This is a genomic window from Actinoplanes oblitus (assembly GCF_030252345.1).
Classification (GTDB): domain Bacteria; phylum Actinomycetota; class Actinomycetes; order Mycobacteriales; family Micromonosporaceae; genus Actinoplanes; species Actinoplanes oblitus.
Genome location: NZ_CP126980.1, coordinates 1,247,882 through 1,274,839, shown reverse-complemented (window position 1 = coordinate 1,274,839; position 26,958 = coordinate 1,247,882). Strand labels below are relative to the sequence as shown.

At 71.9% G+C, this 26,958-nt stretch carries 25 protein-coding genes and 1 pseudogene; 11 read left to right on the top strand and 15 right to left on the bottom strand.

Annotated features, from left to right (window positions below; all coding sequences use genetic code 11):
* Positions 1 to 112 precede the first annotated feature (112 nt).
* Positions 113 to 658, top strand: a complete 546-nt coding sequence (locus Actob_RS05775) for a Uma2 family endonuclease (protein WP_284922245.1) — start codon at positions 113 to 115, stop codon at positions 656 to 658.
* Positions 659 to 662: 4 nt separating this feature from the next.
* Here the strand turns inward: Actob_RS05775 and Actob_RS05770 are convergent, their stop codons facing one another.
* Both Actob_RS05770 and ctaJ read right to left on the bottom strand, forming a co-directional pair.
* Positions 663 to 1,052: a DUF5130 family protein gene (locus Actob_RS05770; RefSeq protein WP_284919014.1), complete on the bottom strand. Its 390-nt coding sequence runs from the start codon at positions 1,050 to 1,052 to the stop codon at positions 663 to 665.
* Positions 1,039 to 1,329, bottom strand: a complete 291-nt coding sequence (gene ctaJ / locus Actob_RS05765; RefSeq protein WP_284919013.1) for an aa3-type cytochrome oxidase subunit CtaJ — start codon at positions 1,327 to 1,329, stop codon at positions 1,039 to 1,041. Before ctaJ ends, Actob_RS05770 begins: the two co-directional genes overlap by 14 nt.
* A gap of 203 nt (positions 1,330 to 1,532) precedes the next feature.
* Here ctaJ and Actob_RS05760 point away from each other — a divergent pair, with 203 nt between their 5' ends.
* A complete protein-coding gene (locus tag Actob_RS05760; RefSeq protein ID WP_284919012.1) occupies positions 1,533 to 2,015 on the top strand; it encodes a hypothetical protein in 483 nt (160 codons plus the stop codon).
* A gap of 7 nt (positions 2,016 to 2,022) precedes the next feature.
* Entirely contained in the window at positions 2,023 to 2,814 is a 792-nt protein-coding gene (locus Actob_RS05755) for a class F sortase (RefSeq protein ID WP_284919011.1), read from the top strand.
* Here the strand turns inward: Actob_RS05755 and Actob_RS05750 are convergent, their stop codons facing one another.
* Positions 2,815 to 3,369, bottom strand: coding sequence for an HNH endonuclease (locus Actob_RS05750; RefSeq protein ID WP_284919010.1), 555 nt, complete (start codon positions 3,367 to 3,369; stop codon positions 2,815 to 2,817). It lies immediately after the preceding gene.
* Positions 3,370 to 3,637: 268 nt separating this feature from the next.
* Here Actob_RS05750 and Actob_RS05745 point away from each other — a divergent pair, with 268 nt between their 5' ends.
* From Actob_RS05745 to Actob_RS05730, 4 genes are all read left to right on the top strand, one after another.
* Positions 3,638 to 4,639 carry a mechanosensitive ion channel family protein gene (locus Actob_RS05745; RefSeq protein WP_284922244.1) on the top strand — a complete coding sequence of 334 codons (1,002 nt, stop codon included), beginning with the start codon at positions 3,638 to 3,640 and terminating at the stop codon, positions 4,637 to 4,639.
* A gap of 202 nt (positions 4,640 to 4,841) precedes the next feature.
* A complete protein-coding gene (locus Actob_RS05740; RefSeq protein ID WP_284919009.1) occupies positions 4,842 to 6,152 on the top strand; it encodes an MFS transporter in 1,311 nt (436 codons plus the stop codon).
* 39 nt (positions 6,153 to 6,191) lie between these two features.
* A complete protein-coding gene (locus Actob_RS05735; RefSeq protein ID WP_284919008.1) occupies positions 6,192 to 6,596 on the top strand; it encodes a globin in 405 nt (134 codons plus the stop codon).
* 63 nt (positions 6,597 to 6,659) lie between these two features.
* Positions 6,660 to 7,922 carry a PKD domain containing protein gene (locus Actob_RS05730; RefSeq protein ID WP_284919007.1) on the top strand — a complete coding sequence of 421 codons (1,263 nt, stop codon included), beginning with the start codon at positions 6,660 to 6,662 and terminating at the stop codon, positions 7,920 to 7,922.
* Between the two features lie 424 nt (positions 7,923 to 8,346).
* Here the strand turns inward: Actob_RS05730 and Actob_RS05725 are convergent, their stop codons facing one another.
* From Actob_RS05725 to Actob_RS05705, 5 genes and pseudogenes are all read right to left on the bottom strand, one after another.
* Positions 8,347 to 8,928 (bottom strand): type III secretion system chaperone family protein, encoded by a 582-nt coding sequence (locus tag Actob_RS05725; RefSeq protein ID WP_284919006.1) that lies wholly within the window; start codon positions 8,926 to 8,928, stop codon positions 8,347 to 8,349.
* A gap of 128 nt (positions 8,929 to 9,056) precedes the next feature.
* Entirely contained in the window at positions 9,057 to 9,716 is a 660-nt protein-coding gene (locus Actob_RS05720) for a serine/threonine-protein kinase (protein ID WP_284919005.1), read from the bottom strand.
* Between the two features lie 122 nt (positions 9,717 to 9,838).
* Positions 9,839 to 10,222 (bottom strand): annotated as a pseudogene (locus Actob_RS05715) (acyl-CoA thioesterase); the annotation flags it as partial.
* A 53-nt stretch (positions 10,223 to 10,275) separates the two neighbouring features.
* The gene (gene ettA, locus Actob_RS05710; RefSeq protein ID WP_284919004.1) at positions 10,276 to 11,952 is read right to left on the bottom strand and encodes an energy-dependent translational throttle protein EttA; all 1,677 of its coding nucleotides are present in this window, start codon (positions 11,950 to 11,952) and stop codon (positions 10,276 to 10,278) included.
* Between the two features lie 97 nt (positions 11,953 to 12,049).
* Positions 12,050 to 12,535: a hypothetical protein gene (locus tag Actob_RS05705; RefSeq protein WP_284919003.1), complete on the bottom strand. Its 486-nt coding sequence runs from the start codon at positions 12,533 to 12,535 to the stop codon at positions 12,050 to 12,052.
* A gap of 167 nt (positions 12,536 to 12,702) precedes the next feature.
* Here Actob_RS05705 and Actob_RS05700 point away from each other — a divergent pair, with 167 nt between their 5' ends.
* The gene (locus Actob_RS05700; RefSeq protein WP_284919002.1) at positions 12,703 to 14,115 is read left to right on the top strand and encodes an alpha,alpha-trehalose-phosphate synthase (UDP-forming); all 1,413 of its coding nucleotides are present in this window, start codon (positions 12,703 to 12,705) and stop codon (positions 14,113 to 14,115) included.
* A 62-nt stretch (positions 14,116 to 14,177) separates the two neighbouring features.
* Here the strand turns inward: Actob_RS05700 and cobA are convergent, their stop codons facing one another.
* The 3 genes from cobA to cobC form a co-directional block, all read right to left on the bottom strand.
* Positions 14,178 to 15,383, bottom strand: a complete 1,206-nt coding sequence (gene cobA / locus Actob_RS05695) for a uroporphyrinogen-III C-methyltransferase (RefSeq protein ID WP_284919001.1) — start codon at positions 15,381 to 15,383, stop codon at positions 14,178 to 14,180.
* Positions 15,380 to 16,432, bottom strand: a complete 1,053-nt coding sequence (cobT, locus tag Actob_RS05690) for a nicotinate-nucleotide--dimethylbenzimidazole phosphoribosyltransferase (RefSeq protein WP_284919000.1) — start codon at positions 16,430 to 16,432, stop codon at positions 15,380 to 15,382. The genes cobA and cobT overlap by 4 nt, the downstream gene beginning before the upstream one ends.
* A gap of 81 nt (positions 16,433 to 16,513) precedes the next feature.
* On the bottom strand, positions 16,514 to 17,572 hold the full coding sequence (cobC, locus tag Actob_RS05685; RefSeq protein ID WP_407653567.1) for an Rv2231c family pyridoxal phosphate-dependent protein CobC: 1,059 nt from the start codon (positions 17,570 to 17,572) through the stop codon (positions 16,514 to 16,516).
* Between the two features lie 75 nt (positions 17,573 to 17,647).
* On the opposite strand from cobC, the gene Actob_RS05680 reads away from it, so the two are divergent.
* Positions 17,648 to 19,792, top strand: coding sequence for a transglycosylase domain-containing protein (locus Actob_RS05680; RefSeq protein ID WP_284918999.1), 2,145 nt, complete (start codon positions 17,648 to 17,650; stop codon positions 19,790 to 19,792).
* A gap of 149 nt (positions 19,793 to 19,941) precedes the next feature.
* On the opposite strand, the gene Actob_RS05675 is transcribed toward Actob_RS05680, so the two are convergent.
* Both Actob_RS05675 and Actob_RS05670 read right to left on the bottom strand, forming a co-directional pair.
* Positions 19,942 to 20,595 (bottom strand): TIGR03086 family metal-binding protein, encoded by a 654-nt coding sequence (locus Actob_RS05675; protein WP_284918998.1) that lies wholly within the window; start codon positions 20,593 to 20,595, stop codon positions 19,942 to 19,944.
* Between the two features lie 290 nt (positions 20,596 to 20,885).
* Entirely contained in the window at positions 20,886 to 22,991 is a 2,106-nt protein-coding gene (locus Actob_RS05670; protein ID WP_284918997.1) for a cobyrinate a,c-diamide synthase, read from the bottom strand.
* A 138-nt stretch (positions 22,992 to 23,129) separates the two neighbouring features.
* Between Actob_RS05670 and Actob_RS05665 the strand changes: the two genes are divergently transcribed.
* On the top strand, positions 23,130 to 24,035 hold the full coding sequence (locus Actob_RS05665) for an SURF1 family cytochrome oxidase biogenesis protein (protein ID WP_284918996.1): 906 nt from the start codon (positions 23,130 to 23,132) through the stop codon (positions 24,033 to 24,035).
* A 10-nt stretch (positions 24,036 to 24,045) separates the two neighbouring features.
* Positions 24,046 to 24,645 (top strand): hypothetical protein, encoded by a 600-nt coding sequence (locus Actob_RS05660; RefSeq protein ID WP_284918995.1) that lies wholly within the window; start codon positions 24,046 to 24,048, stop codon positions 24,643 to 24,645.
* Here the strand turns inward: Actob_RS05660 and Actob_RS05655 are convergent.
* On the bottom strand, positions 24,602 to 26,152 hold the full coding sequence (locus tag Actob_RS05655) for an ATP-dependent DNA ligase (protein ID WP_284918994.1): 1,551 nt from the start codon (positions 26,150 to 26,152) through the stop codon (positions 24,602 to 24,604). The genes Actob_RS05660 and Actob_RS05655 overlap by 44 nt on opposite strands.
* Before the next feature lie 480 nt (positions 26,153 to 26,632).
* Complete coding sequence (locus Actob_RS05650; RefSeq protein ID WP_284918993.1) at positions 26,633 to 26,926, bottom strand: hypothetical protein; 294 nt, start codon at positions 26,924 to 26,926, stop codon at positions 26,633 to 26,635.
* Positions 26,927 to 26,958 lie beyond the last annotated feature (32 nt).

The following is a 26,958-nucleotide window of genomic DNA, read 5'->3' as shown; positions in this document are numbered from 1 at the left end:
GAACGGCCCCGTCCAGTTCGCTGGATGGGGCCGTTTTTCCTGCGTACTGCAAGTTGCATCGACGCTGCGTGAGTAGGCTGACACTCCGCGGCGTTGGAGGTGGCGCGTGACGATGCTGAGCCAGGGTTCGCCGGTGCGATGGACCGCTCCGGACGGCCGGTGGACCGAGCCCGACCTGCACCTGTTCCCCCAGGACGGGCACCGCTACGAGATCGTCGACGGCAGCCTGCACGTCACCCCGCCGCCACCCGGCCCGGCACACGACGCCGCTGTCGAGGCGGTGGTGCTCGCCCTGCGCGCGGCCGCCCCGCCGGACTGGTGGGTCTGCGCCCGGCTGGGCGTCGAGATCGACTCCAGCAGCCTGGTGCCGGACGTGACGGTGTTGCGCCCGCGCTCGTCCGGGGCGATCTGGGTGGATCCGGCCGATGTGGCACTGGTGGTCGAGGTGGAGTCACCCGAGACCCGGCGTTACGACCGCCTGCTCAAACCCGCGGTGTACGCGTCGGCGGGCATCCCGGCCTACTGGCGGGTGGAGCCGGGCGCGGCGCTCTCCGTGCACATGCTGGACGGTGCGGCGTACCGGCAGCTGCAACGCGTCGAGGGCGCCGAGCCGGTGAAGCTCGACGCCCCCTACCCGATCAGGGTCAGCCGTTTCTAGCCGGTCAGGACTTACCGGCGTGCGAGGCGAGCTGGTCCAGGCCGATCAGCAGGCCGCCGACCAGGTCACCGCCGGCGAACGAACCGGCCATGCCGAACGCCGCCAGTTTCGCGTCCCGGTCGGTGATCCGCTTGCGGGCCTCGTCGCCCGTGACGATCTCCAACCGGCGCTGGTTCGGCGAGACCGCGAGCAGCACCGCCCGGTGCGGGTTCACGATCTCGCTGTGCAGTTTCTCGGCGGACTCACGGATCGGTTCCGCCAGCTCGCCGAGGTAGATGCTGAAGGTCAGCCCGGTCGCCTGGTCGGCGATCCGGAGCGCCTCGTCGAGGCGCAGCAGCTGCCGGGTCGAGAACGGACCCTCGCGGTCGGCCTCGACCAGCTCACCACTTGTCACTTGCGCCTCCTGTCGGGCCGGGCCGGACCGGAGCGCCGGAACTGTCCTCGATGACCAGTCCGCGCTCGAGCGCCGGAGCCTCGTGGCCGTGGCCGGCCGCGACGGTACGCGCGGGCGACGCCATGAACCACATCGGCGCGAACTCGTACGGCCGGCCGGGACGGTACCGCTTGGACGGCTTGCCCTTGTCGGAGCCGGCGAACACGATGACGGCCACCGTGCCGATGACCGCGGCCGGGATGATCACATAGACCAGAACGGTTGTGATTACAGACAACTGAACGCCCCCAGGCGCCGGTGATCCTCATTTTATGTCGAACATCAATCACGGTAGCGGAGCACGAGTCGTGCCGGACCGTCGGGTCTCGAACCGGGGTCTCACGCCGTCGGGATCTACGCGGATTGTGCTCGGCAATGCGAAAATCACCTTCACGCGCCGTCCGCGTACTTTCCGCCCGCGAACGGCGAGAGGGAGGTTCCATGCGATTGCTCGGCTCCGCCGCCGCGGCGGCGATGATCATGGCGGCGACCCTGCTGCCGGCGTCCGCCGCGCAGGCCGCGTCGGTCTTCCTCGAGATCAATCCGAGCACGGTGCGCGCCGGCGACCCGGTCTCGTTGCGTGCCTCCTGCACCGACAACCTGAAAGCCGCGACGGTCAGCGCGGATCCGATCGGGGCGGTGGCCGTCGAACCCGACTTCGTCTTCCTGACCGCGACCGTGAAGGTGCCGGCCGATCAGGCGGCCGGCGACTACGCGGCGACCCTGCGCTGCCCGGACGGGAAGACCGCGAGCGCCTCGCTGCACGTGCTGGCCAAGGTGGAGCCGAGCCGCGGGCCGGCCACCGGCGGCGGCGGTACCGCCCCGGAGCGGATCGCGTCGCTGCTGGTCGGCGGCGGCCTGGTGGTGATGGTGGGCGGCCTGGGCCTGGCCGCGCTGTCGATCCGTCGCCGGCGGCTGGGCTGAGGCCCCGGTGGCGGAGGAGACCCAGCGCCCGCCGCGCATGCCCGAGGCGGTCGCCCGGAAACGCCCGGCCCAGGTGATCGCCGCCCCGCCGCCGGGCGTGGTGACCGGGCCGCTGCCGACGCCGCCGTCCCAGGCGGGGCGGCGGCAACGCAGACCCGTGCAGCCGGGCCGGCCCCGTCGCCCCCGGCGCCGGACGCTCGGCGCCGGCTGGATCGCGCTGGTCATGTTCTTCATCGGACTGTTCGCGGTCGGCATGGGACTCGGCGTGGCCACCGGTTTCGACATCGGGATGTTCCGGGATCCGGACCAGCCGCCGCCGCGCGCCTTCCCGGTGCTCGAGCCGAGCCGGCCGCGGCGGCTCACCATTCCGGATCTGCACGTGGACGCGCCGGTGCTGGAAGTCGGACGGGCCGGCGACGGGTCGGTCGACGTGCCGCCGCTGAAACGGCACAACGAGGTCGGCTGGTTCGGCGGCGGGCCGACGCCCGGCCAGTTCGGGCCGGCGCTCTTCGTCGGGCACGCGGACACCCGGACCGGGCCGTCGGTCTTCCACGACCTGATGCGGCTCAGGCCGCGGCAGCGGATCGAGGTGCTCCGGGAGGACGGCACCGTGGCCGTGTTCGAGGTGAACTCGGTGGAGCACTACGACAAGGACCGGCTGCCCGTGCACCGCGTGTACGGCGACTACAGCCGGCCCTCGTTACGCCTGATGACCTGTGGCGGGAAGTGGCTCGGCGGTGACCAGGGATACGCCGACAACGTGGTCGTGTACGCGTCGCTGATCGAGGCCGAGCAATAATTACGCCGCCTCGGCGGGAGCCGTGGCGGCGTGGGTGTCGGGCAGGTCGAGCCAGTCCATCCAGCGGGGGTCGGGCGTGCGATGCCCGAGCACCCGCCACGCCACTCCACGTGGTGCCTGCGGTATGGAATGCAGCCGCCAGCCCAGCTCGGCGGGGGTCTTGTCGCCCTTGCTGTGGTTGCACTTGGCGCAGGCGGCCACGACGTTCTCCCAGGCGTGCAGGCCGCCGCGGCTGCGCGGGAAGACGTGGTCGATGGTCTCGGCCGAACCCCGGCAGTACGCGCAACGGCCGCCGTCACGGGCGAAGATGGCACGACGGGAGAGGCCGACGTGCGTGCGGTAGGGCACCTTCACGTACCGCGTGAGGCGGACCACGGAGGGGACCGGGAGTTGCTCGTGCGCGCTGTGCAGGATGCCGTCACCGTCGGACACGCACTCGGCCTTGGCAGTGAGCACGAGGATGGTGGCTCGACGCACCGATACGACGCACAGCGGCTCGTAGGTAGCGTTCAGCACCAACGCGGAAGAGCCCACTGTGGGTCGTATGTCAGGCATCGCGATCACCCTTCCGGTGTCAGTTACTGGTGCGCGCTCCTGTAGCTCAGCCGTGTGTGATCTGGGCCTCGCTGACGAAGCCTGTGCGCCAATAGTCCCTGATGGATGACCAAATTGCGAGCACAATCTGTGGCTTGACGGTAAACGTCTGACGTCGTCCACCCCGCCACACCCGGTAGCTTGACTACCCGTGTTGCTCCTCGACCCACCGTCCCCCTCCGTCTCGGTCCCGACGCTCGACCTGAAGCAGTCGTGCCTCGACGACTCGATGTGCAAGTGGCTCACCGACCAGAACGTGGTACCCGAATGGGTGGCCCAGGGCGGCTACGTGCTCATCCTCAAGCCGGTCCGGATCATCGCGATCATCGCGATCGCCATGCTGATCCGCTGGCTGCTGCACCGGACGATCTCCCGGCTGACCGCCAGCACCTCGCGAGCCGCGATGCCGGCCCTGCTGAAACCGCTCAAGGAGCGGGCCGACGTCACGGCGGAGGACGCGCAGTACATCCCGGAGCGGCGCCGCCAGCGGGCCGAGGCGATCGGCTCGGTGCTGCGCAGCTTCGTCAGCGCGGTGGTCTTCACGATGACCGCGCTGCTGGTGCTCGGTGAGTTCGGCTTCAACCTGGCCCCGCTGCTGGCCAGCGCCGGCATCGTCGGCGTCGCCCTGGGCTTCGGCGCGCAGAGCCTGGTCAAGGACTTGATAGCCGGTCTGTTCATGCTCCTGGAGGACCAGTACGGCGTGGGCGACACCGTCGACCTGGGCGAGGCCACCGGCGTGGTGGAGAGCGTCGGCCTGCGGATCACCACGGTCCGCGACTCCCGCGGCGTGCTCTGGTACATCCGCAACGGCGAGATCGTCCGGGTCGGCAACAAGAGCCAGGGCTGGGCCATGGTGGTGATCGACATCCCGATCGGCTTCGTCAGCTCCGAGGAGGCGGTGGCGGTGCTGAAGGAGGCCGCCGACGCGGTCGCCGAGCACCCGGATCACCAGACCGAGTTCATCGAGCCGCCGGACGTGGTCGGCGTGGAGACGCTCACCGTCGACGGCGCGACGATCCGGACCATCGCGAAGACCACCGCGGACAGCCAGGTGACAGTGCAGCGGGAGCTGCGCCGGGCGCTGACCGAGGCGCTGGAGAACACCGGGCTGTCCGGGCGGATCGCCGCGTCCCGGCTGGCCCCCCGCTCCGCGACGCCTCCGGCCTGGCACAACGGGCCCGAAAATTCCTCGCCTTCGATGGGTGAGCAGCGGCCGGGCGGACCGGCCTGACCTGCGCTTACGGTAGGAAGATCGGTTACAACCTCCGCCGAACGGCCGAAAATCGGGCCAACCGCCCTAGCATCGACTCGGACGATCGGGCAGAATCCGGTAAAGCTTCTGCACATGCATAGGCACGTTCGCGCCGGTTCACCCACGGGTGCGGATGGCCTTCGCCGGGCTCTCGGCGACCGCCGAGAGCGATGGAGGACACGTGGCCAACGCCCCGGAGGAACCCAAGCCAGCCACGTCTGCTACGGAGGGTGTCGAGAGCGCCACCTTCCGTAGCCTTTTCCGGCTGCGAGAGTTCCGGGCGATCTACGCCTCCATGGTGATCAGCTGGATCGGCGACTACCTGTCCCGGGCGGCCGTGACCGTCCTGGTCTACCAGCAGACCCACTCCGTGCTGCTCTCCGCGATCTCGTTCGCGATCGGCTACCTGCCGTGGATCCTGCTCGGTCCGGTGCTCGCCGCCCTTGGCGACCGCTACCCGCACCGCCGGGTGATGGTCTTCTGCGACGTCTTCCGGATGACGCTGACCGCGGTGCTGCTGATCCCCGGCCTGCCGACGCCGCTGGTCCTGCTGGTGATCCTGGTGGCCAGCCTGGCCACGCCGCCCGCCCAGGCGGCCCGCTCGGCGGTGCTGCCGCTGGTCGTCGGCCGGGAGCGGCTCACCCTGGCGATCGCCACCAACAACACCACCGGCCAGGCGGCCCAGGTCACCGGTTACCTGATCGGCGCCACGGTGGCCGTCGGCCTGGACCCACGGGCCGCGCTCGCCCTGGACGTGTGCAGCTTCGCCCTGTCGGCGCTGCTGATCGCCACCCACCTGCGGGCACGGCCGGCCGCGGTGGCCGAGGCGCACCGCCGGCACCTGCTGCGCGAGACCGGCGAGGGCTTCCAGCTGGTCTTCGGCAACGAGGTGCTGCGCTCGATAGCGATAGTGGTGTTCACCGTGATCGCCTTCGTCGTGGTCCCGGAGAGCCTGGCCGCCTCCTGGGCCGCCGAAGCCTCCCCGGACGGCACCTCGCAGGGCCTCACCCAGGGCCTGATCATGGCGGCCGGCCCCTGCGGCTACGTCATCGGCGGCCTGCTCTTCACCCGCCTGGTCCCCGCCGAACGCCGCTGGCGGCTGCTCCCGCTGCTGGCCGTCGGCACTCCCCTGGTGCTGATCCCGATCCTGGTCAACCCGCCGACCCTGGTGGCCGCCGGGCTGATCCTGGTGTCCGGGATGACCCAGGGTGCCCAGATGCCGGCGCTCAACGGGTCGTTCGTGCTGGCCCTGCCGGCCAGCCACCGCGCCCGGGCCTTCGGGGTGATGAACAGCGGCATCCAGACCAGCCAGTTCCTCGCGGTCGGGATCACCGGGCTGCTCGCCGACCGCATCAAGGTGCCGACAGTGGTCGGCGGCTGGAGCGTGGCCGGCACGGTGGCGCTGCTCGTGGTCGCCATGTCCTGGCCGAGCCGGGAGAAGTTCCTGACCGCCGAGCGGGCCGCCACCCCGGTGGCCGAGCACACAGGGTAGGCGCGGGGCGCGGCGGGACCCGGCTGGCAGGATGGAACGGTGAGCGCACCAGTACCGGAAGAGGTCACCTTCTTCACCGCCGTCGGCGGCGAGGAGACGTTCCGCCGCCTCGTCGACAAGTTCTACGAGGGCGTCGCGCAGGATCCGCTGCTGCGCCCGATGTACCCGGAGGAGGACCTCGGTCCGGCCGCCGACCGGCTGGCCCTGTTCCTGATGCAGTACTGGGGCGGTCCGAACACGTACTCCGCCAGCCGCGGCCACCCCCGGCTGCGGATGCGCCACGCGCCGTTCCGGGTCGGCCCGGCCGAGCGGGACGCCTGGCTGGCGCACATGCGGGTGGCCGTCGACTCGCTCGGCCTGCCCGCCGAGCTGCACACCATGCTCTGGGACTACCTGGAGCGGGCGGCCTATTTCATGGTGAACACCATGGACCCGGCGGTCTGACAGTCACGTGGTGGCCGATGGCTCGTTGATCGGATAGTCGATCCACGATCCTGGAGCCGCCCCATGCGTCGTCGCCAGCTGGCCGTCGCCACAGTTTTCCTCGCCGCCCTGGCCGGCTCCCCGCCACCGGCGGTGGCCGACATCGCGCAGTCGGCGATCGTCTCCAGCAACCCGGTCGACTGGACCCCGCACGTGCTGGACGGCACCGTCTGGTCGCTCGCCGTAGTCGGCGACACGGTGATCGTCGGCGGCGCGTTCACCAAGGTCGCGGACAGCAGCCGGCGGACCACCCTGGCCCGGAAGAACATCTTCGCGTTCGACCTGCACGACGGCTCGATCCGGTCGTTCGCCCCGGACGTGGACGGCGCGATCTACTCGCTCGCGCCCGGCGCCGACGGGACCGTCTACGCCGGTGGCGCGTTCAAGACCGTGAACGGCGTCTCGTCGCGCGGGCTCACCCGGCTCTGGCTGAGCAGCGGCAACCGGGACACCGCGTTCCGCGCCAAGGTCAACTGGGGTGACGTACGCGCCCTGGCCACCCGGGACAACGACCTCTACGCGGCCGGCACGTTCTCCGCGATCAACGGTGTCGGCCGGGTCGGCCTGGCCCGGATGGACGCCGAGACCGGGACCGTCGACCAGGGCTTCGACGCTCACCTGGCCGGGCCGGGACTGAGCCGGACCCGGGTCGAGCACTTCGACGTCACCGCGGACGGGCGCAAGCTCGTCGCGGTCGGCGCTTTCCTCAAGTCCGGCGGCGCGGACCGTACGCAGATCGCGCTCTTCGACGTCGGCGGCGCCTCCGCGCAGCTCACCGGCTGGTACACCAGGGCGTACGAGCCGCAGTGCATGAAGGGCTTCGACACCTACCTGCGTCAGGTGAAGTTCTCCCCGGACGGCTCCTACTTCGTGGTCGCCGCGACCGGCCGGGCCTCCTCAGCGCAGAAACTCTGCGACTCCGCGGCGCGCTTCGAGACCAACCGGACCGGCGAGCAGCGGCCCACCTGGGTGCAGCGGACCGGCGGCGACTCGCTCTACGCCGTCGCGGTCACCGGGCCGGCCGTCTACCTGGGCGGGCACCAGCGCTGGTTCGACAACCCGTACGGCACCGACGGCAACGGCCCGGGGCCGGGCGCGGTCTCCCGCCCGGGTATCGGCGCGGTCAGCCCGACCACCGGCAAGGCGCTGTCCTGGAACCCGACCCGCTCCCGGGGCGTCGGCGTGCGCGCCTTCCTGACCGTGCCCCGCGGCCTGCTGGTCGGCTCGGACACCGACCAACTGGGCAAGGAGTACCACGGCCGGCTAGGCATGTTCCCGCTCGACTGAGCGCGGGCTGCGATGGGTTCTCCCCACCAGCGGCCGCCAGCCCAGGATCAACGTCAAGATCTTCATGTACGCGCGTCCGCCGGGGTGCGGATCGCATGCTCCCGCGCGGGCCGGGCCCGCCGATCTGGCCGCTGCGCGTCCACAACGATCGCCGGACCCTTCACTGCCCGTGGGCGGTGCCGGAGATCAAACCCGCGCGAACCCGCCATCACCACCGATGACGAGTCAGGCGATGTTCATCGCACTGCACGCCGGAAGGCCCCGGAGGTCCCGCAAAACGCCGCCGGTGACGAGACAGACGATTTTTCGACGCCCGCGGGGTGTGCGGGCGGCGGAAAATCGACTGGCTCGTCACCGGTTACCAGGCGTTTTGCCGCGGAGCGCAGCGGAGCCAGCCAGCTCAGCGGAGCCAGCCAGCTCAGCATTACAGCAGGGCGCCCTCGTCGTGGAGCCAGTCGACGAACGACGTGGCGACGGCGGCACCGCAGTCCAGCAGCTCCACCAGCAGGGTGTCGTGGGCCCCGGCGGCGAGCGGCACCTGCAGCTCCGCATAGATCGGCAGCTGGCCGCGCTCGGTCGGGTCACCCACGTAGGCCTTGCAGAAGCGCCGGGTGTGGTTCCACTCGTTGACCACCCGGTACGCCCGGTCGGCCCAGTCCGGTGGCACCGTCGCGTGCGGACGCGCCCGCATCACCAGGATCTCGTCGTCCGGACCCTCCAGGGTGAACAGCACCGCGTGCCGCTCCCACATGGCGAGCAGGCTGCCGCCGCCGTCGGCGAGGAACCGGATGTCGAGCAGGTCGAGCGCTTTGCCGATGCGCGTGAGCGACACCGGCTCGACCAGATCGGACGATCCGGCCGCAGGCAGTTCGGACGGAGCGGCGGTCCGGCTCGGCTCGCGCTGAGCCGGGACACCGACGCGGACGGTGCCCTGCACCGCCACTTCGCCACCGGTATCCGGCTCGTTACCCGCTGCCGATCCTGGACGCCATGACCACCACGGCATCGTGTGCACCTCACTCCCCAACAGACCCACTGCCGGACGTGCAGTAGATCCGAGGGCCGACGGTACCCGGACCGTTCCTGAAGGTCATCCCCCCAACGGGAGGGCGGGACCGGAAGGACGAGGCGACCTCACCCTTTCGGGTGAGTCGTCATCGTCATAACAGCCAATTTGTGGGCGCTCTGTCGCCAAGCGACTCCATATGGTGCCGAAATTCCCACCCAGCTGCCGGCTCGCCGCACTCGCGCCGTAGCCGGTTCCGCGTCCCGCGGACCCAGGAAACCCATCCGGGCAACCGCTTGCACGAGTCGCTGGGAGACCTGAACCGGGTCGCCGGACTCCGGCGTGACGACCAGCGCCACGTGATCGAGGAGCGCGTCCCGGACCGCCCGCTGCCCCACCGCCCGGCCGGCCACCCCGCCCGCGGACACCTCCCGCAGCGTGCCGGCGGCCGCCACGGCGAGCCGGGTCAGCTCGGCACCGGCGACCGACTCGATCGCCTGGCTCGCGGCCGGCGGCAGCGGCCAGCGCCACTGGGTGTCCCGCCGCTCGGGCAGGTCCTCGCCGCCGGCGGCGAGCACGGCGAGCAGGGCGCCCGCCGAGACCGTGGCGTCGCCCGGCCCGGGGCCGGCCACCTCGCGGGTGACAAGGACGTCCCAGGGCAGGTGCGCCCAGAGCGCGGTCCGGCCGCCGACTGATCGCAATCGGACCGGTGCCGAGGGGTCAAGCCGGGTCAGCCGGGCCAGGAACGCGCCCGCGTCGGGAACCCCGAGCAGGCCGTGCCCACTCATGACCCGCCCCCGGCATCGAGCGGCCCGCCCCCGGCGGTCCCGGAATCGCGAGAGCCGCCCCCGGCACCCCGGGAATCGGGAGAGCCGCGTCCGGGATCGGAGGACCCGCCCCCGGCAACCCCGAGGTAGGGCTTCAGGAACGCCCGCTCCTCGGCCGAGAGCCGCCGCGGATGCCCGTTCGCCAGGTGGTACGGCACGCACACCGACTTCGCCCGGCTGGCCAGCACCCCGTCGTCGAACAGCTCGTACGCCACGGTGAACGCCGCCGCCCGCAGCTCGGAGATCCACATCTCGATCCGCACCGGCTCGCCGAAGTCCACCGGCCGCAGATAGTCGATCTCGTGGCGGGCGATCACGATGCCCTCCTCGAACGAGCCGAGCCCGTGCTTGCGGGCCCCGACGAAGAACATCGCGACGCGCGCCTCCTCGTACAGCGTGAGGAAGCGCGCGTTGTTGACGTGCCCGTACGCGTCCATGTCGGACCAGCGCACGGGCACCTCGTGGATGAACCGACCAGAATCAGTCACGATGCTGCTTCGGTGTGCCGCTGCGGATCGGCTCAGTCACGCGTGAGCTTGCGGTAGGTCACCCGGTGCGGACGAGCCGCCTCGGCGCCGAGGCGGTCGATCTTGTTCTTCTCGTACGCCTCGAAGTTGCCCTCGAACCAGAACCACTTGTCCGGGTCCTCCTCGGTGCCCTCCCACGCGAGCATGTGGGTGGCCACCCGGTCGAGGAACATCCGGTCGTGGGAGATGACCACGGCGCAGCCGGGGAACTCCAGCAGCGCGTTCTCCAGGCTGGAGAGCGTCTCCACGTCCAGGTCGTTGGTCGGCTCGTCGAGCAGGATCACGTTGCCGCCGATCTTCAGCGTCATCGCCAGGTTGAGCCGGTTGCGCTCACCACCGGAGAGGACCTTCGTCGGCTTCTGCTGGTCCGGGCCCTTGAAGCCGAACGCCGCGACGTACGCCCGGGACGGCATCTCGACCTTGCCGACCATCATGTGGTCGAGCCCGTCGGAGACGACCTCCCACACGGTCTTGCTCGGGTCCAGGCCGGCCCGGCTCTGGTCGACGTAGGAGAGCTTGACCGTCTCACCGATCCGCACCGAGCCCTCGTCCGGCTGCTCCAGCCCGACGATGGTCTTGAACAGCGTGGTCTTACCGACACCGTTCGGGCCGATGATGCCGACGATGCCGTTGCGCGGCAGCGAGAACGACAGGTGGTCGATCAGGGTCCGCCCGTCGAAGCCCTTGACCAGGTCGCTGACCTCGATGACGGTGTTGCCCAGGCGCGGGCCCGGCGGGATCTGGATCTCCTCGAAGTCCAGCTTCCGGGTCTTCTCCGCCTCGGCGGCCATCTCCTCGTACCGGTCGAGGCGGGACTTCGACTTGGTCTGGCGGGCCTTGGCGTTCGACCGGACCCACTCGAGCTCCTCGGTGAGGCGCTTCTTGAGCTTGGCGTCCTTGCGGCCCTCGACCGCGAGACGCTGCGCCTTCTTCTCCAGGTAGGTCGAGTAGTTGCCCTCGTACGGGTACGCCCGGCCGCGGTCCAGCTCGAGGATCCAGCCGGCCACGTTGTCCAGGAAGTACCGGTCGTGGGTGATCGCGATGACGGTGCCCGCGTACTTGGCCAGGTGCTGCTCCAGCCAGTGCACGCTCTCCGCGTCCAGGTGGTTGGTGGGCTCGTCGAGCAGCAGCAGGTCGGGCGCCTCGAGCAGCAGCTTGCACAGCGCGACCCGGCGGCGCTCACCACCGGAGAGCTGGGTGACGTCGGCGTCCGGCGGCGGACAGCGCAGCGCGTCCATCGCCAGCTCCAGCTGCGAGTCGATGTCCCACGCGTCGGCGTGGTCCAGCTGCTCCTGGAGCTTGCCCATCTCCTCCATCAGCTCGTCGGAGTAGTCGGTGGCCATCTGCTCGGCGATCTTGTTGAACCGCTCCAGCTTGGCCTTGGTCTCCGCGACCGCCTCCTCGATGTTGCCGAGGACGGTCTTCGCGTCGTTGAGCGGCGGTTCCTGCGCGAGCATGCCGACGGTGTAGCCGGGCATCAGCTTGGCATCGCCGTTGCTCAGCGTCTCGAGCCCCGCCATCACCTTGAGCAGCGTGGACTTACCGGCGCCGTTCGGGCCGACCACACCGATCTTGGCGCCCGGCAGGAAGTTCAGCGTCACATTGTCCAGCACGACCTTGTCGCCGTGCGCCTTGCGCGCCTTTTCCAGGACGTAGATGAACTGGGCCACGGTGTGCCCTACCTCCGAGATCGTGAGTTGTCGGTGCCGGAATCAAAGGACAATCTTTCCAGGTCCCGTGGGCGCCGTGAACGTCAACCCCTGGCGGTCACTCCGGGGCCAAGTCCTGGACCTGCTGCTTGCCGCCGAGGCGGGTGATCAGCAGACGTTCGTTGTTCAGATTGAAGATACTCCCGTCCGACGCGGTCCCCTCGTAGCTGCCGTCCGGCAGCAGCCGCACGCCGCGCAGGAAGAGCGCCGTCTTGCCCTCCTCCCAGACGGCCGACTCGCCGCCCTTGTTGGCGTGGTAGAAGAGCTGGCCGACATCGTCCTGGCAGATCCAGATCGCCGTCCCGCGGGTGGTGCTGCGCCGGAGCACCTGGGACAGCTCGCCCTGCGCGCCCTGCGAGGGCCCGAGGTCCTGGGTCTGCTGCGGGCACAACCCGTCGGTGGGCAGGAGGGATGGGCCCTCCGAGGGGGTATAGGAAGGGGCGTCGGTGGAGGCTGCGACCACCGGGGCGCGGTCCTTCCGCTCGCTGAGCAGGTACCCGCCGATCATCCCGATGATCGTGAGCAGCACCGTGGCGATCACCACAGGGTAGAAGATTGGACGCCGATGCTGGGAATGATCATCGAGGGGGCTCACCGGCACAGGATGGCACCCCGGTCAAAAACCGTATGACCAGAGTCGGGTACGACCCCAGGCGGCTACGCACAGTAGGCTCGACTGGGGAACAGAAACCACCCGGAGGTGTACTCAGCGTGGCCCAACGAAGTTCCTTCGTCGTCGTCGCCAACCGTTTGCCCGTGGACGAGGTAACCCTCCCGAGCGGGGAACGCCAGTGGCGGCCCAGCCCGGGCGGCCTGGTCACAGCACTGCACCCGGTGCTCGTCGAGCACCGTGGCACGTGGATCGGCTGGGCCGGCGGGGACGGACCCGCCCCCGACCCGTTCGACCTCGAAGGCATCCACATCCATCCGGTGCCGTTGAGCGCCGACGAGCTCGAGCGCTATTACGAGGGCCAGTCGAACGCGACGATCTGGCCGCTCTACCACGATGCCGTCGAGACGCCCGCCTACAAGCGCCGCTGGCGGGACTCGTATCGCGCGGTCAACCAGCGGTTCGCCGAGGCAGCGGCGGACGTCGCGGCCGAGGGCGCCACCGTCTGGGTGCAGGACTACCAGCTCCAGCTGGTACCCGCGATGCTCCGCGAGATGCGCCCCGACCTGCGGATCGGCTTCTTCCTGCACATCCCGTTCCCGCCGATCGAGCTGTTCATGCAGATGCCGTTCCGGGCCGAGATCCTGCGCGGCCTGCTCGGCGCCGACCTGGTCGGCTTCCAGCAGCGGCTGGCCGCGCAGAACTTCGTCCGGCTGGCCCGGCACCTGCTCGGCCTGCGCTACGAGGGCCAGTCGATCCAGGTGGACGGGCGCAAGGTGAAAGCCGGCGCGTTCCCGATCAGCATCGACACCAAGGAGATGGAGCGGCTGGCCGCCGACCCGTCGGTGCAGGCCCGGGCCAAGCAGATCCGGGCCGAGCTCGGCGACCCGAAAACGGTCATCCTCGGCGTCGACCGGCTGGACTACACCAAGGGCATCGAGCTGCGCCTCAAGGCGTTCCGCGAGCTGCTCGCCGACGGGAAACTCAGCGTCGGCGACGCGGTGATGGTGCAGGTGGCGACGCCCAGCCGGGAGCGTGTCGAGCACTACCAGACGCTGCGGGTCAAGGTGGAGCGCGAGGTCGGCCGGATCAACGGCGAGTTCGGCAAGGTCGGCACCCCGGCCGTGCACTACCTGCATCAATCGGTCAGCAAGCAGGAACTCGCCGCGATGTACGCGGCCGCCGACGTGATGATGGTGACCCCGCTGCGGGACGGGATGAACCTGGTGGCGAAGGAGTACATCGCCTGCCGTGGCGACACCGGGGGCGCGCTGATCCTCAGCGAGTTCGCCGGCGCCGCCACGGAGCTTCGCCAGTCGTTCCTGTGCAACCCGCACGACCCGGACGGGGTGAAGGACGCGCTGCTGCGGGCGATCAACGCGGAGCCGGCCGAGCTCAAGCGCCGGATGCGGGTCATGCAGCGGCACCTGCGCACGCACGACGTCGCTCGCTGGGCCCGCACGTTCCTCGACGAGCTGGGCGTCGACGACACCGAGAAGCCGGCAGACGCGTAGACCATGCGGTTCGGTGCCGGGCCGCTTGCGGCCCGGCACCGTCCGCCTGGCGTACGCCCGGGTCAGCCGGCCGGGGTGAACGCGCTGGTGGCGGCGACCACCTCGCCGATCACCACCACTGCCGGCGGGCGGATCCCGGCGGCCGCCACCTCGCCGGCGACCGCGCCGAGCGTGCTGCGCAACGACCGCTGGTGCGCCGTGGAGCCCTCCTGGATCACCGCGACCGGCGTGTCCGTGTCCCGGCCCTCGGCGAGCAGCCGTTCCGCGATCTTCGGCAGGTTCTTCAGGCCCATCAGCACCACCAGGGTGCCGCGCAGCCGGGCCAGCGCCGGCCAGTCGACCAGCGAGTCCGGGTGGTCCGGCGGGATGTGCCCGGAGACCACCGTGAACTCGTGCGCCACCCCGCGGTGGGTGACCGGGATGCCGGCCAGCGCGGGCGCCGCGATCGAGCTGGTCACCCCGGGTACCACCAGCACCGGGACGCCGGCCTCGGCGCAGGCCAGGGCCTCCTCGCCGCCGCGGCCGAAGACGAAGTTGTCGCCGCCCTTGAGCCGCACCACGAACCGGCCCTGCAGCGCCCGGTCCACCAGGATCCGGTTGATCTCCTCCTGGGCGGCCGACGGCCCGTACGGGATCTTCGCGGCGTCGATCAGCTCGACCTCCGGGCGCAGCTCACCGAGGAGCATGCCGGGCACCAGCCGGTCGGCGACCACCACGTCGGCGGCGGCGAGCAGCCGGCGGCCCTTCACGGTGATCAGCTCCGGGTCGCCCGGGCCGGCCCCGACCAGCGCCACGCCCTTCAGCTCGGGTGCGGCCGGCGGCGCCGCCTCGAGCGCGTGCGCGACCAGGTCACGGACCGCCATGGCCCGGCGGCGGTCACCGCCGTCGGTCACCGCGACGGTCACCTGCCCGTGCCGGGTGACAGCCGGCGTCCACGCGGTGGCGGCATCGCGGTCATCCGCCCGTACGCAAAAGATGTGGTGATCCTCGGCGGCCGCGCTGACCTCGGCAGCGGCCCGCGGGTCGTCGATGGCCACGTGCACCAGCCAGGCGCCCTGGACATCGGCCGGCTCGAAGCGCCGCGGCGTCCAGGTCGCCCGGCTCGCGTCGACGTACGCCCGCAGCGCGGGGGTCAGCTCGGGAGCGACGATCTCCACCCGGGCACCGGCCGCGATCAGCGCGGGCACCCGGCGGGTGGCCACCGTGCCGCCGCCGACGACCAGCACGCGGCGGCCGTCGAGGCGCAGGGCGAGGGGGTACAGGCTCATTTCTCGGACACTCCCGCCGCGTCGAACGTCGCCACCTCGTGCAGGACCCGGATCGCTGCCGCGACGATCGGCAGCGCCAGCACCGCGCCGCTGCCCTCGCCGAGGCGCATCCCGAGGTCGAGCAGCGGTTCCAGGCCCAGGTGGGCGAGCGCGACGGTGGCACCCGGCTCGGCCGAGCGGTGCCCGGCGACCATCGCGGCGACGGCGTCCGGGGCGAACGCGGCGGCGGCCAGGGCGGCCGAGGCGGCGATCACGCCGTCCACGACCACCGGCACCCGGTTCGCGGCGGCGCCCAGGATGAAACCGGCCAGCGCGGCGTGCTCCAGGCCGCCGACGGTGGCCAGCACGCCGAGCGGGTCGGCCGCGACCGGTGTGTGCCGGGCCAGCGCCGCCGCGATCACCTCGGTCTTGTGCGCCAGCATGGCGTCGTCGATGCCGGTCCCCCGCCCGGTCACGGTGGCCGGGTCACTGCCGGTGAAGACCGCGATCAGCGCTGCGGCCGGAGTCGTGTTGGCGATCCCCATGTCCCCGGTGAGCAGGCATTTCGCGCCCGCGGCGACGAGCTGGCCGGCGACCGCGACGCCCAGTTCGACGGCGGCGAGCGCCTCCTCGCGGGTCAGCGCCGGCTCGACGGTCATGTCCCGGGTGCCGCGGCGGACGTTCGCCTCCAGCAGGGTCGGCCCGCCGTGCAGCGGGATCGCCACCCCGGCGTCGACCACCAGCACGTCGGCGCCGGCCTGCCGGGCGAACGCGTTGACCACCGCGCCGCCGGCCACGAAGTTCGCCACCATCTGGGCGGTGACCTCCTGCGGCCACGGGGTGACGCCCTGGGCGTGCACGCCGTGGTCACCGGCGAAGACCGCGACGGTGGCCGGGGCGGGCAGCGGCGGCGGGCAGACCCCGGCCAGCCCGGCCAGGCGCACCGACAGCTCCTCCAGCTGTCCGAGCGAACCGGCCGGTTTGGTCAGCCGGGCCTGCAGCTCGCGGGCGGCCGCCATGGCCTGCTCGTCGGCCGGGCGGATGGCTGCCAGGGTGGTCTCCAGGGTCACGGGCGCTCCTCGGTCACTTCTCGCTTCGCTCTCGGCTCATGTCGCGCGGGGACTCGGCTCGGGTCTCGCCGCACTCCCCGCTCACTCCTCGGGTCGTTCATCGAGGACTTCCCGCAGAGTCTGCACGAATCGGTCCGTGGTGGCAGTGTCGCGCACCGCAAACCGGAGCCAGTCGGGACCCAGACCCGGGAAGGTGTCGCCACGGCGCACCGCGTAGCCGCGTTTGCGCAGCTCGACGCGGATCTGATCAGCACCCGGCGTGCGTACCGAAACAAAAGCGGACGCCGGGGTGCCGGCGACCGTGACGTTCGGCACCTCCCGCAGACGTTCCACCAGGTGGGCGCGTTCGGCGGCGAGTTCGGCGGCGATCTCGCGCTCGGCGGCGATCGCGACCGGCGACGCGCACGCCGTCGCCGCGGCCAGCGCCGGCGTCGAGACCGCCCAGAGCGGCTGGACCGCGACCAGCCGGGCCAGCACCTCGGCCGGGCCGAGCAGGTAGCCGATCCGCAGGCCGGCCAGGCCCCAGGTCTTGGTCAGGCTGCGCACGACGACCAGGCCGGGCAGGTCGCCGCGCGCGGCCAGGGATTCCGGTTCGCCCGGACACCCTTTCCGGTACGTGGTGTCGGCGAACGCCTCGTCGACCACCAGCACCCGCCCGGGGCGAGCCAGTTTCGCCAGGTCCTCGGCGGGGTGCAGGACCGACGTCGGGTTCGTCGGGTTGCCCACGAAGACCAGGTCCGCGTCGTCGGGCACCAGCGCCGGGTCCAGCCGGAAACCGTCCGCCTCGGGCAGCAGCACCCGCTCGATCCGGTGCCCGGCGTTGCGCAGCGCGGCCTCCGGCTCGGTGAACTGGGGATGCACCACGACCGGCCGGCGGGCGCCGCGCAGCGCCTGGGCGAGCAGCACGAACCCCTCCGCGGCACCGGCCGTGAGCAGCACCTCGGCCGGGTCCCGGCGATGGCGGGCGGCGACCGCGGCGGTCGCCTCGGTGGCGTCGGGATAGGCGGCGAGCCGGCTCAGCGAGGCCGCGATCGGGTCCGCGAGCCAGGCGGGCATCGCCTGGTGCCGCACGTTGACCGCGAGATCGATCAGGCCCGCCTCCACCTCGGCGTCGCCGTGATGATCGAGATCGAACGTCATGGCCCCAGCATGCCGGACTCGCGTTCTCTGACGGATTCCTGGGGAACATGAGGCGATTTGTCATACCTTCGAAGGGTGACTGACCGACGCCCCACCGTAGCCGGAAGAGTCGCCCTCCTGATCCGCGCCGGGCTCATCGCGGGCCTGGTCATCGCCGGCCTCTCCTATCCCTTCACGGCCCTGGCCGGGATGGGCGTCAAGGCCGGCACCGACGCCCTGGCGAACCTGCCCGAGCAGCTCACCGAGGTGCCCGCCGCGCAGACCAGCTACGTCTACGCCAAGGACGGCAAGACGCTGCTGACCATGTTCTACGAGGAGTACCGGCGGCAGGTGCCGCTCCGGGACATGTCGCCCTACATCACCCAGGCCATCGTGGCCTCCGAGGACACCCGCTTCTACGAGCACCACGGCGTCGACGCGAAGGGGGTGGCCCGCGCCTTCGTCGCCAACCAGCAGGCCGGCGGGGTCTCCCAGGGCGCCTCGACGCTGACCATGCAGTACGTCCGGATGGCGCTGCGGGACAGCGCGCGGACGCCGAAGGAGGCCCTGGAGGCCACCGAGCAGACCGCCACCCGCAAGCTGCGGGAGATGCGGCTGGCCATCGAGGTCGAGCAGCGCCTCAGCAAACAGGAGATCCTGGCCCGCTACCTGAACGCCGCCTACTTCGGCCACCGCGCGTACGGGATCTACGCCGCCTCCGAGGTGTTCTTCTCGAAACCCGCGAGAGACCTCACGCTGAACGAGGCGGCGCTGCTGGCCGGGCTGGTCAAGGCGCCGTCGGCGTACGACCCGGCGACCAAGGACCAGGAAGCGGCCCGGGAGCGGCGCGACTACGTGATCGACCAGATGCGGAAGATGGGCTCGATCACCGCGGCGCAGGCGGCGTCCGCGCGGAAAGCCAAGATCAAGCTGAAGCTGAGCGCCCCGCCGAACGACTGCGTCTCCGTCCCGGACGAGCACAACGACTGGGGCTTCTTCTGCGACTACTTCAAGAGCTGGTGGCGGGAGCAGCCGGCGTTCGGCGCGACGGTGCTGGACCGGGAGGAGAACCTGCGGCGCGGCGGCTATCGGGTGATCACCTCGATCGACCCGAAGGTGCAGGCCGCGGCCATGAAGCACGTACTGGCCAAGGAGAAGCGCAACAGCCCGTTCGCGCACGGCGAGGTGGTGATCCAGCCGGGGACCGGGCGGATCGTCAGCATGGCGGTGAACCGCAAATACTCGCTGCACCAGGACGACAACGGCAAGCACAGCGACCACGCCCAGGACTCCGATGTCCGGGGCAACTATCCGAACACGGTGAACCCGCTGCTCGGCGGCGGCGACATGGCCGGGTACCAGGCCGGCTCCACCTTCAAGATCTTCACCATGCTGGCGGCGCTGGAGGCCGGGCTGCCGCTCTCCACGTCGTTCTACTCGCCGGAACGGTTCGTCTCGAAATACATCACCGCGCCCGGGCCGGCCACCTGCGGGACGCACTGGTGCCCGAAGAACTCCAGCAAGTCGATGACCGGCACGCAGACCATGTGGAGCGGGTTCGGCAAATCGGTGAACACCTACTTCGTGCAGCTGGAGCAGCGGGTCGGCGCGGAGAAGGCGGTGGCGATGGCCGAGCGGCTCGGGCTCAAGTGGCGTACCGAGGTGGACCGGCGGCTGGCCACGCCGGAGCACGCGTCCGGGTGGGGCGCGTTCACCCTCGGGGTCAGCGACGCCACCCCGGTGGAGATCGCCAACGCGTTCGCCACCGTCGCGGCCGAGGGCCGGTACTGCGAGCCGCTGCCGGTCACCGCGATCCGCAAGACCGACGGCACCGACGCGATGTACCAGGGCAGGGTGATCGCCGCCCCGCGCTGCCACCGCGTCTTCAGCGAGAACGTGGCCCGCGCCGCGACCGACGCGGCCCGCTGCGTCACCGGTTACGGCGCCGCCCGCGGTGGCTGCGGCGGCTGGGCCACGTCGCCGATGGTCTTCGCCACCCTGGGCCGCCCGGTGGCCGGCAAGAGCGGCACCACCGACAACAACAAGACCGCCTGGTTCAGCGGCTTCACCCCGCAGCTGGCGGCGTCAGCCTTCGTCGCCGACCCGGACAACCCGGAGCATTACGTGGGCACCAGCCGCTCCACCATCTCCAAGTACACGGTCGCGGAAACCCTCCGGGACGCCCTCAAGGGCCAGCCCAAACTCAAGTTCACCCCACCCTCCGACAAGTTGGTCTCGTAACCACCAGCCCGTGCCGGGGTCGCCGCAACGCCCTCGCTCGGCCAACACCTCGCGGGCCCCAGCCAGCCCGAAGCGCTGGCCCCATCGAGCCGGCCCCGCCGCCGATCGCCGCTCACGCGCCCCGGCGCCGCCGGCGAACCGCATGCCGGTCAGGCGGAGCGGGCGGCGGGTGGGTGCTGTCGGCGCAGCTGGGCGGAGGGGACGTCGCGGATGCGGGGAGGACGCCAGGCCGGGTCGCGACCGGCCAGGGCCAGGGCCCGGGGCAGGGCATCCTCGTCCGGGTCGATGGGGAGGTGCGGGCCCAGGAAGCCCGGGGTGCCGCCGGGTGGGCCGGCGGCCAGGAAGTCGATCAGGGTGGTCAGCACACGGGGGTCGGCAGCGAAGTCCTGCCCGGTGGCGCGGGCCAGGTCCCAGCCGTGCATCACCAGCTCGTTGGCCGCGACAGTGCCCATCGCGCGGGCCGGCATGGTGACCCCGCCGGCCCGGGCCTCGCCGAGCCACGCGGCCGGGTCCTTCCACGCGGTGGCGAGCTCCTCCAGCAGGATCGGGAGGCGGCTGCGCCAGTGCGGCGACAGGTGCGCCGCTGACGGGGCCGGCGGCGGACCGGCGGCGGACGTGTCGGCGCCTTTGCGGGCGGCCTCGGCGAACGCCTCGGCCAGCCGCATCAGATGATCGAGAAGGGTCGCGACCGACCAGCCCGGGCAGGGTGTGGGAGCGGTCAGCTCGCGGTCGTCGACCCCCAGCAGCAGTGCTCTGAGCTGACGAACCGGCGGGTCCAGATCCAGCGGCAGACGGGCGGCCACGGTCGTCCTCCTTCGGTTGTCGTGCCCCTCACGGTACGAGGGGGGTACGACAATTTCCGGTCCGCCGATCGCCGTTTTGGCACGCTGGGCCGCTTCCGGCGGGCTCCGCCGGCGACCGGTCCCGAGGTTGCCGGGCCGGCCGCTCAGCGGCACCTCACCGCGCGTGGGCGGGATCACCACCAAGGTTCCGCGATCCGATGCCGGACAGGCCTCGGCGGTCCGGCGGAATCGGACACCGACATCCGCCGGGCGGCAGCGCGACGCCTGCGGGAGGCCGGCCGCCGCAACGATCAGGACGGAATCGGGATGTCCGTGGTCGGCCGGTTGTCAGGTGTCCCCTCCGGACCGTGGGAGGAGCCGGGCCCTGGATGCCCGTGCGCCGGGCCCGCATTGGGCATCCCGGACCCGGGACGCGGCGGAATCGGCCCGTTGGCCCCGGCCATCCCCTGCACCGGACCGTTCGCCGGGCCCGTCCCCGGAATCGGACCGTTCATCGGTCCCACCCCGGGGCCATGCGCCGGCGCCATCCCCGGTACCGGACCATTCGGCGGCGGCACATCCTGGCCGAAGTCGCCGTGCGGCGCGCCCTGGGCGAACTCACCATGCGGTACATCCCGGACGAACTCGCCGTGCGGCCCATCCTGGACATACTGGCCGTGCGGCCCATCCTGGACGTACTCACCGTGCGGCCGGTCGTGGCCGTACTCACCGTGCGGCCCATCCTGGGCGAAATCACCGGCCGGAATCGGACCGGGCCCGTACTCCCCCGCGTGGCCGGAGCCGGGACCGAACTCGGCCGGCGGAACCGGACCCGGCCCGGGGGTGCCCGGCACCGGACCGGTCTGTCCCGGACCACCCTGCGCCGGGCCGGGCAGGGACGCGCTCATCGGCATCGGGACCGGCTGGGCGAGCCCCTCGCTGACCCGCGGCACGGGCCCGGGCATCGGCGGCCCCGGGTGCGCGCCGGACATCTGCTGGCCCGGCATCTGCGGGCCGGACATCTGCGGCGCCGGATGCGAACCCGGCATCTGCGGAGCGGACATCTGCGGGACCGTGCCGGATGCCATCGCCGGTCCGGCGATCGCCGCCGTGACCAGGCGCTTCGCGATTTCCGGCGCGGCCGCCCAGTGCAGGCCCAACTGGGACGCGTGCACCTGCCGCCAGACGAAGCCCTCCGGGTTCCCGCCCGACCAGGTCCAGGCCGGCGAGGTGCCGGCCCGCGGGGTCACCAGGGCGCGGTGCTGCTTGTACCCGGTGATCCGGGCGCCGGCCGGGGCCAGCACCGAGCTGCCCGGCGCGGTCGCCTCCCGGTACCCGGCGACCGTCTGCTCCCCGGTGATCCCGGCGATGTCCAGCACCCCGCACATCGGCCGGCCGTCCAGGTCGCGGCCCAGCCAGGGCAGGGCCACCCCCTCGGCCACCACCGGCCAGCCCTCCCGGGCGAACTTCGCCACGTCGGCGCAGAGCCGCCGGTTGGCGGAGAGCTCCTCGGCGTACCCCTCGGGCAGGCCGGAGCCGACGACCAGGGCCCGGGTGCCCGGCGGCAGCGACTCGTCCCGGAGCGGGTCGACCACCACGACGTCGGCTCCCGCGGCGGTGAGCAGTTCGGCGGTCTCGACGTACGTGTAAGGCGCTCCCGGACCACCGGCGAGCGCGACCACCGGGCGGACCTCGGCGGCCTCGCCGGCCTCGGCCGGCGTCCAGAGCGGGCCGGGCAGCGGCGGCGCCGAGTTGGCCAGCGCCATCAGCCGGTCGAGGTCGAGGGACTCGGCGACCGCCTCGCCCAGCCGGCGGACCGCGCGGCCGGCCTCGACGGTCCGGTGCGCCACCGGGACCAGGCCGTGCGCCCGGGACGGCAGCACGTTGGGCAGGTCACCGCGGCGCAGCGCGCCGAGCACCGGCATGCCGATGTCGTCCAGGGCGCTGCGCAGCATCTGCTCGTGCCGGGGCGAGGCGACCCGGTTCAGGATCACGCCGCCGAGGTGCACCATCTCGTCGAACATCCGGAACCCGTGAACCAGCGCGGCCAGCGAGTGACCCATCGCCGCCACGTCCACGACCAGGGCGACGGGGGCGCGCAGGGTGGCCGCGACGGCAGCGGTGCCGTCGATCTCCGGCTGGCCGGTGAGGCTGTCGAACAGGCCCATCGCGCCCTCGATCACGGAGAGCTGGGCGCCGGACGCGCCGTGCCCGAACAGCGGCGCGATGCGCTGCGCGCCGACCAGGCGCGGGTCCAGGTTGCGGCCCGGGCGTCCGGCCGCCAATCCGAGGTACGCCGCGTCGGTGTGATCCGGGCCGACCTTGAACCCCGCCGTGGGGACGCCACGGGCTGCCATCGCGGCGAGCAGCCCGACGGCTATCGCGGTCTTGCCGTGGCCGGATGACGGCGCACTCACGACCAGACGAGGCTGGGCGGTGATCAATGTCTCCCCCGAGGGTTACGCGGACCGGCGGTCACGTGGTATTGGCCGCCGGAAGTTCGCACAGTACCCGGCTGCGGCGGAGGCTACCGCCTCGCCGGGTAGCCTCGGGGGGTGTACCGGTTCCTGCTTACCCCGCGCTGGCTGGGCGCCGCCGTCCTGGCCGTGGTCGCCTCAGTGATCATGGTGCTGCTCGGCAACTGGCAGCTCCACCGGTACCACGAGCGCCACGAGATCAATATGAGGATCGATGCCGCGGATTCCGTCCAGGCCGTTCCGCTGACCTCGGTCCTGGCCGCGCCGACCGCCCCGGGCACCGCCGGCGCCTCCCCCGGCAAGTCGCTGGCCTGGACAAAGGTCACCGTCACCGGGCGCTACGACCCGGCTCACGAGATCCAGGCCCGGGGTCGCACGGTGAACGGCGAGGTGGGTTTCGAGATTCTCACGCCGCTGGTGCTGGCCGACGGCGCGGCGGTGCTGATCGACCGGGGCTGGGTGCCACCGGCGGCGGATGGTGCACTGGCCGGCCCGCAGGCTCCGGCCGCCCCGGCCGGTGAGGTGACAGTGGTCGGCAAGGTTCACCTGTCGGAAAGCCGACCTGCCCCGGTCGAGCGACGGGACGGCCGGCTGGACACCCGGCGGCTGAACCTGCCCCGGCTCGCCGGCGAGCTGCCCTTCCCGGTCTATGGGGCGTATGTGCTCGTCACCTCGCAGACCCCGGCCAACGATCCGGCCTTCGTCCCGGTGCCGATCGAGCACGAGGACGCCTGGCAGAACGGCGGGTACGCGGTCCAGTGGTGGCTGTTCTCGGTGATGGCCCTGCTGCTCTACGGCTACCAGGCCCGCCGGGAGGCGCACGGCGCGAACACCCCGCCGGGCGAGCGGGCCGCCCCGGACGGCCCCACCGAGCGTCCGCGCGACCGGGTGGCCGCCGCCGACCAGCGCAAGGCCGCGAAACAGCCGGTGGACCGGGTCGACGAGGCCGACCGCAGGCTCGCGGCGCAGAACGGCGCGGATTAATGTCCGGAGCATGACCTTCCCGCCGGACGATCCCTGGGGCACCCCCGCGCCGGCCCCGCCCGGCCCGCCGTCGAGCCCCGCCACGCCGCCGCCCGCACCTGCCCCGGCCCCACCGAGCCCTACCGGCTACCCCGCAGTCCCGCCGAGCTCCACCGGCTACCCCTCAGCGCCGCCGAGCCCCACCGGTTTTCCGGCGGTGCCGCCGAGCGCTGCCGGCGCCGCTGCGCAGGTCCCGGCCGATCCCGAGCCTTACGCCTCCGGTCCGGTGATCGTCCAGATCGCCGAGATCGAGATCACCTCGTCGGTGATCCGCACCCCGGCCGGCGACTTCCCGCTGTCCGGCTCGCAGTGGCAGGTCAACGACTTCTGGGTGACCCAGCGACGCACCCCGGCCTGGGCCAAGATCGTCGGCGTCGCCGGGGTCTGCTTCACCGCCGGGTTCAGCCTGCTGCTCTTCCTGGTCAAGGAGTCGGTGCCGCAGGGCAGCGTGCAGGTCACCGTCACCAGCGGCCCGAGGCAGTACGTCGCCCGCATCCCCACCCACCACGAGCGGGACGTGATCACCATCAATCAGCAGGTGAATTACGTCCGGAGTCTGGCTGCCCTGTGACACCGATCGACCGGACCGCGTCGATGGTGTCCGCCTCCGCCGCCCGCTTGTCGTCCCGGTAGCGCAGCACCCGGGCGAACCGCAGCGCCACCCCGCCCGGGTACCGCGGCGACGTCTGCACCCCGTCGAACGCGATCTCCACCACCTGCTCCGGCCGCACCCGCACCACCCAGCCGTCGTCCTCGACGGCCAGTTCCTTGAACCGCTCGGTCTGCCAGCGCAGCAACTCGTCGGTGAGCCCCTTGAACGTCTTGCCGAGCATCACGAAGCCGCCGGTCTCCGGATCGCGGGCGCCCAGGTGCAGGTTGGACAGCCAGCCCTTGCGCCGCCCGTGTCCCCACTCGACGGCCAGCACCACAAGGTCCAGGGTGTGCCGGGGTTTCACCTTCACCCAGGCGGCACCACGGCGGCCCACGTCGTAGGGTGCCTCGGGCGCCTTGACCACGACGCCCTCCTGCCCGGCGGCCAGGGCGGCGGCGAACACGGCGGCCGCCTGCTCCTCGGTCTCGACCGTCTCCCGCCCGACGATCAACTCGGCCGGCAGCGCGTCGGCCAGCGCCGCCCAGCGCACCCGGCCCGGCTCGTCCAGCAGGTCGGCGCCATCCAGATGCAGAAGATCGAAAAAGTACGGCACCAGCGCCAGCGGGTTGCTTTTCGCCCTGGTCGCGGCGCGGCTCGACGTCTCCTGGAACGGCCGCGGCCGGCCCTGCTCGTCGAGCGCCATCGCCTCGCCGTCGAGCACCACCTCGCGTAGCGGCAGCGCCCGGACCGCCGCCACCACCTCGGGCAGCCGCGCGGTGATGTCGTCGAGGCTGCGGGTGAAGACGGCCACCTCGTCACCGGAGCGGTGCACCTGGATCCGGATGCCGTCGAGCTTGGTGTCGATCACCGCCGGGGCGCCGGTGGCCAGCAGCGCCGCGCCGACGTCCGGGGCGCTCTGCGCGAGCATCGGGGTGAGCGGGGTACCGACCCGCAGGCTGATGCCGGCGAGCGTGGCGGCACCGCCGCTCAGCGCGGCGACCGCGACCTGCTTGAGATCACCGGAGAGAAGAAGGGCTCTGCGTACGGCGGCGACCGGCACCCCGGCGGCCACCGCGACCGCCTCGGCCAGCAGTCCGGCCTGCGCGCCCTGCCGCAGCTCGCCGCCGAACAGGCCGACCAGCAGTCGCTGCTCGTCGGCGGTGGCCACCCCGAACAGCGCCCCCAGTAACTCCCGGCGGCGCGCCTGTGACCCGGTGCCGGACACCGTGGCGATCTCGGCGATCGCCGCGTCGACCGCGGCGACGGTCAGGGTCGGCTCCAGGGCCGGCGCCGGCCGGGTACGCAGCCCGGCATAACCCACCCCGGTCTGCCGTTGCCGCAGCTCACCGGCGAGATAGGCGGAACCGGCAGCGATCTCGTCCGGCTCCAGCCGGCGCAGCGCGTCAGCCAGCAGCTCGATCTTCGCCTTCCGCCCGCCCGTCGCGGCGACCGCGGCCGAGGTCGCGGCAATGTCTACGAACCGCATAGATCCATCCTCGCAGCGGCAGCCACCGCCCGGTGCCCCGACGCCACGGTTCCGCCCCGCAATCGACGCCACCACTCAACGCCGCATCCAACATCACCGCTCAACGCCGCCACCGCTCAACGCCGCACTTGACGCCACCACTCGACGCCGCTCAACGCCCGCACCCGACGCCGCCACCGCTCGACGCCACCGCTCAACGCCGCCACCGACCCAACCGCTCAACGCCACCGCTCGACGCTGCAACCAACGCGCCGCCGCTTGACGCCACGGCTCGACCGGGGTTTGACGTTGCGGTTTGACCGTGACCGCCCACGGACAATGAAGAGGGTGGCGATCGCTTTGGACGCGCAGCGGCCAGATCGCCGCCCTCGGCCCGCGCGGGAGCATGCGGTCCGAACCCCAGCGGACGTGCGCACATGAAGCATTTGATCTTGATTTTCCCGGTCCCTCGCGCGGCCGGCGATCATGCACCTCCGGTGGTCACGCCGCTCTCGGCTCGTCGATGCGGAAACCGCGGGCACGGACCGCCTCGGCAACCCTGGTCAGCTCGGCGTCGATGCCGCACAACGCCTGGGAAAGCTCGTCGAGATGCTCGGTGAGGGTGGTGTCGTCCCACCCGGAGACATCGACGTCCCCCAGGGCCCGGACCGCGGCGCGCAGCCGCGCGATCGACTCGATCCGATCGCGAGTCCGAAGCCGATCCAAAGTGGCGCGCGGACCAGCGGGTTTCACCCGCCCGACGCTGCCCGGCGGAACTGCGGTTATCGAACGCATGTTCGAATCCTAACAGGACCGAACCCCGATCA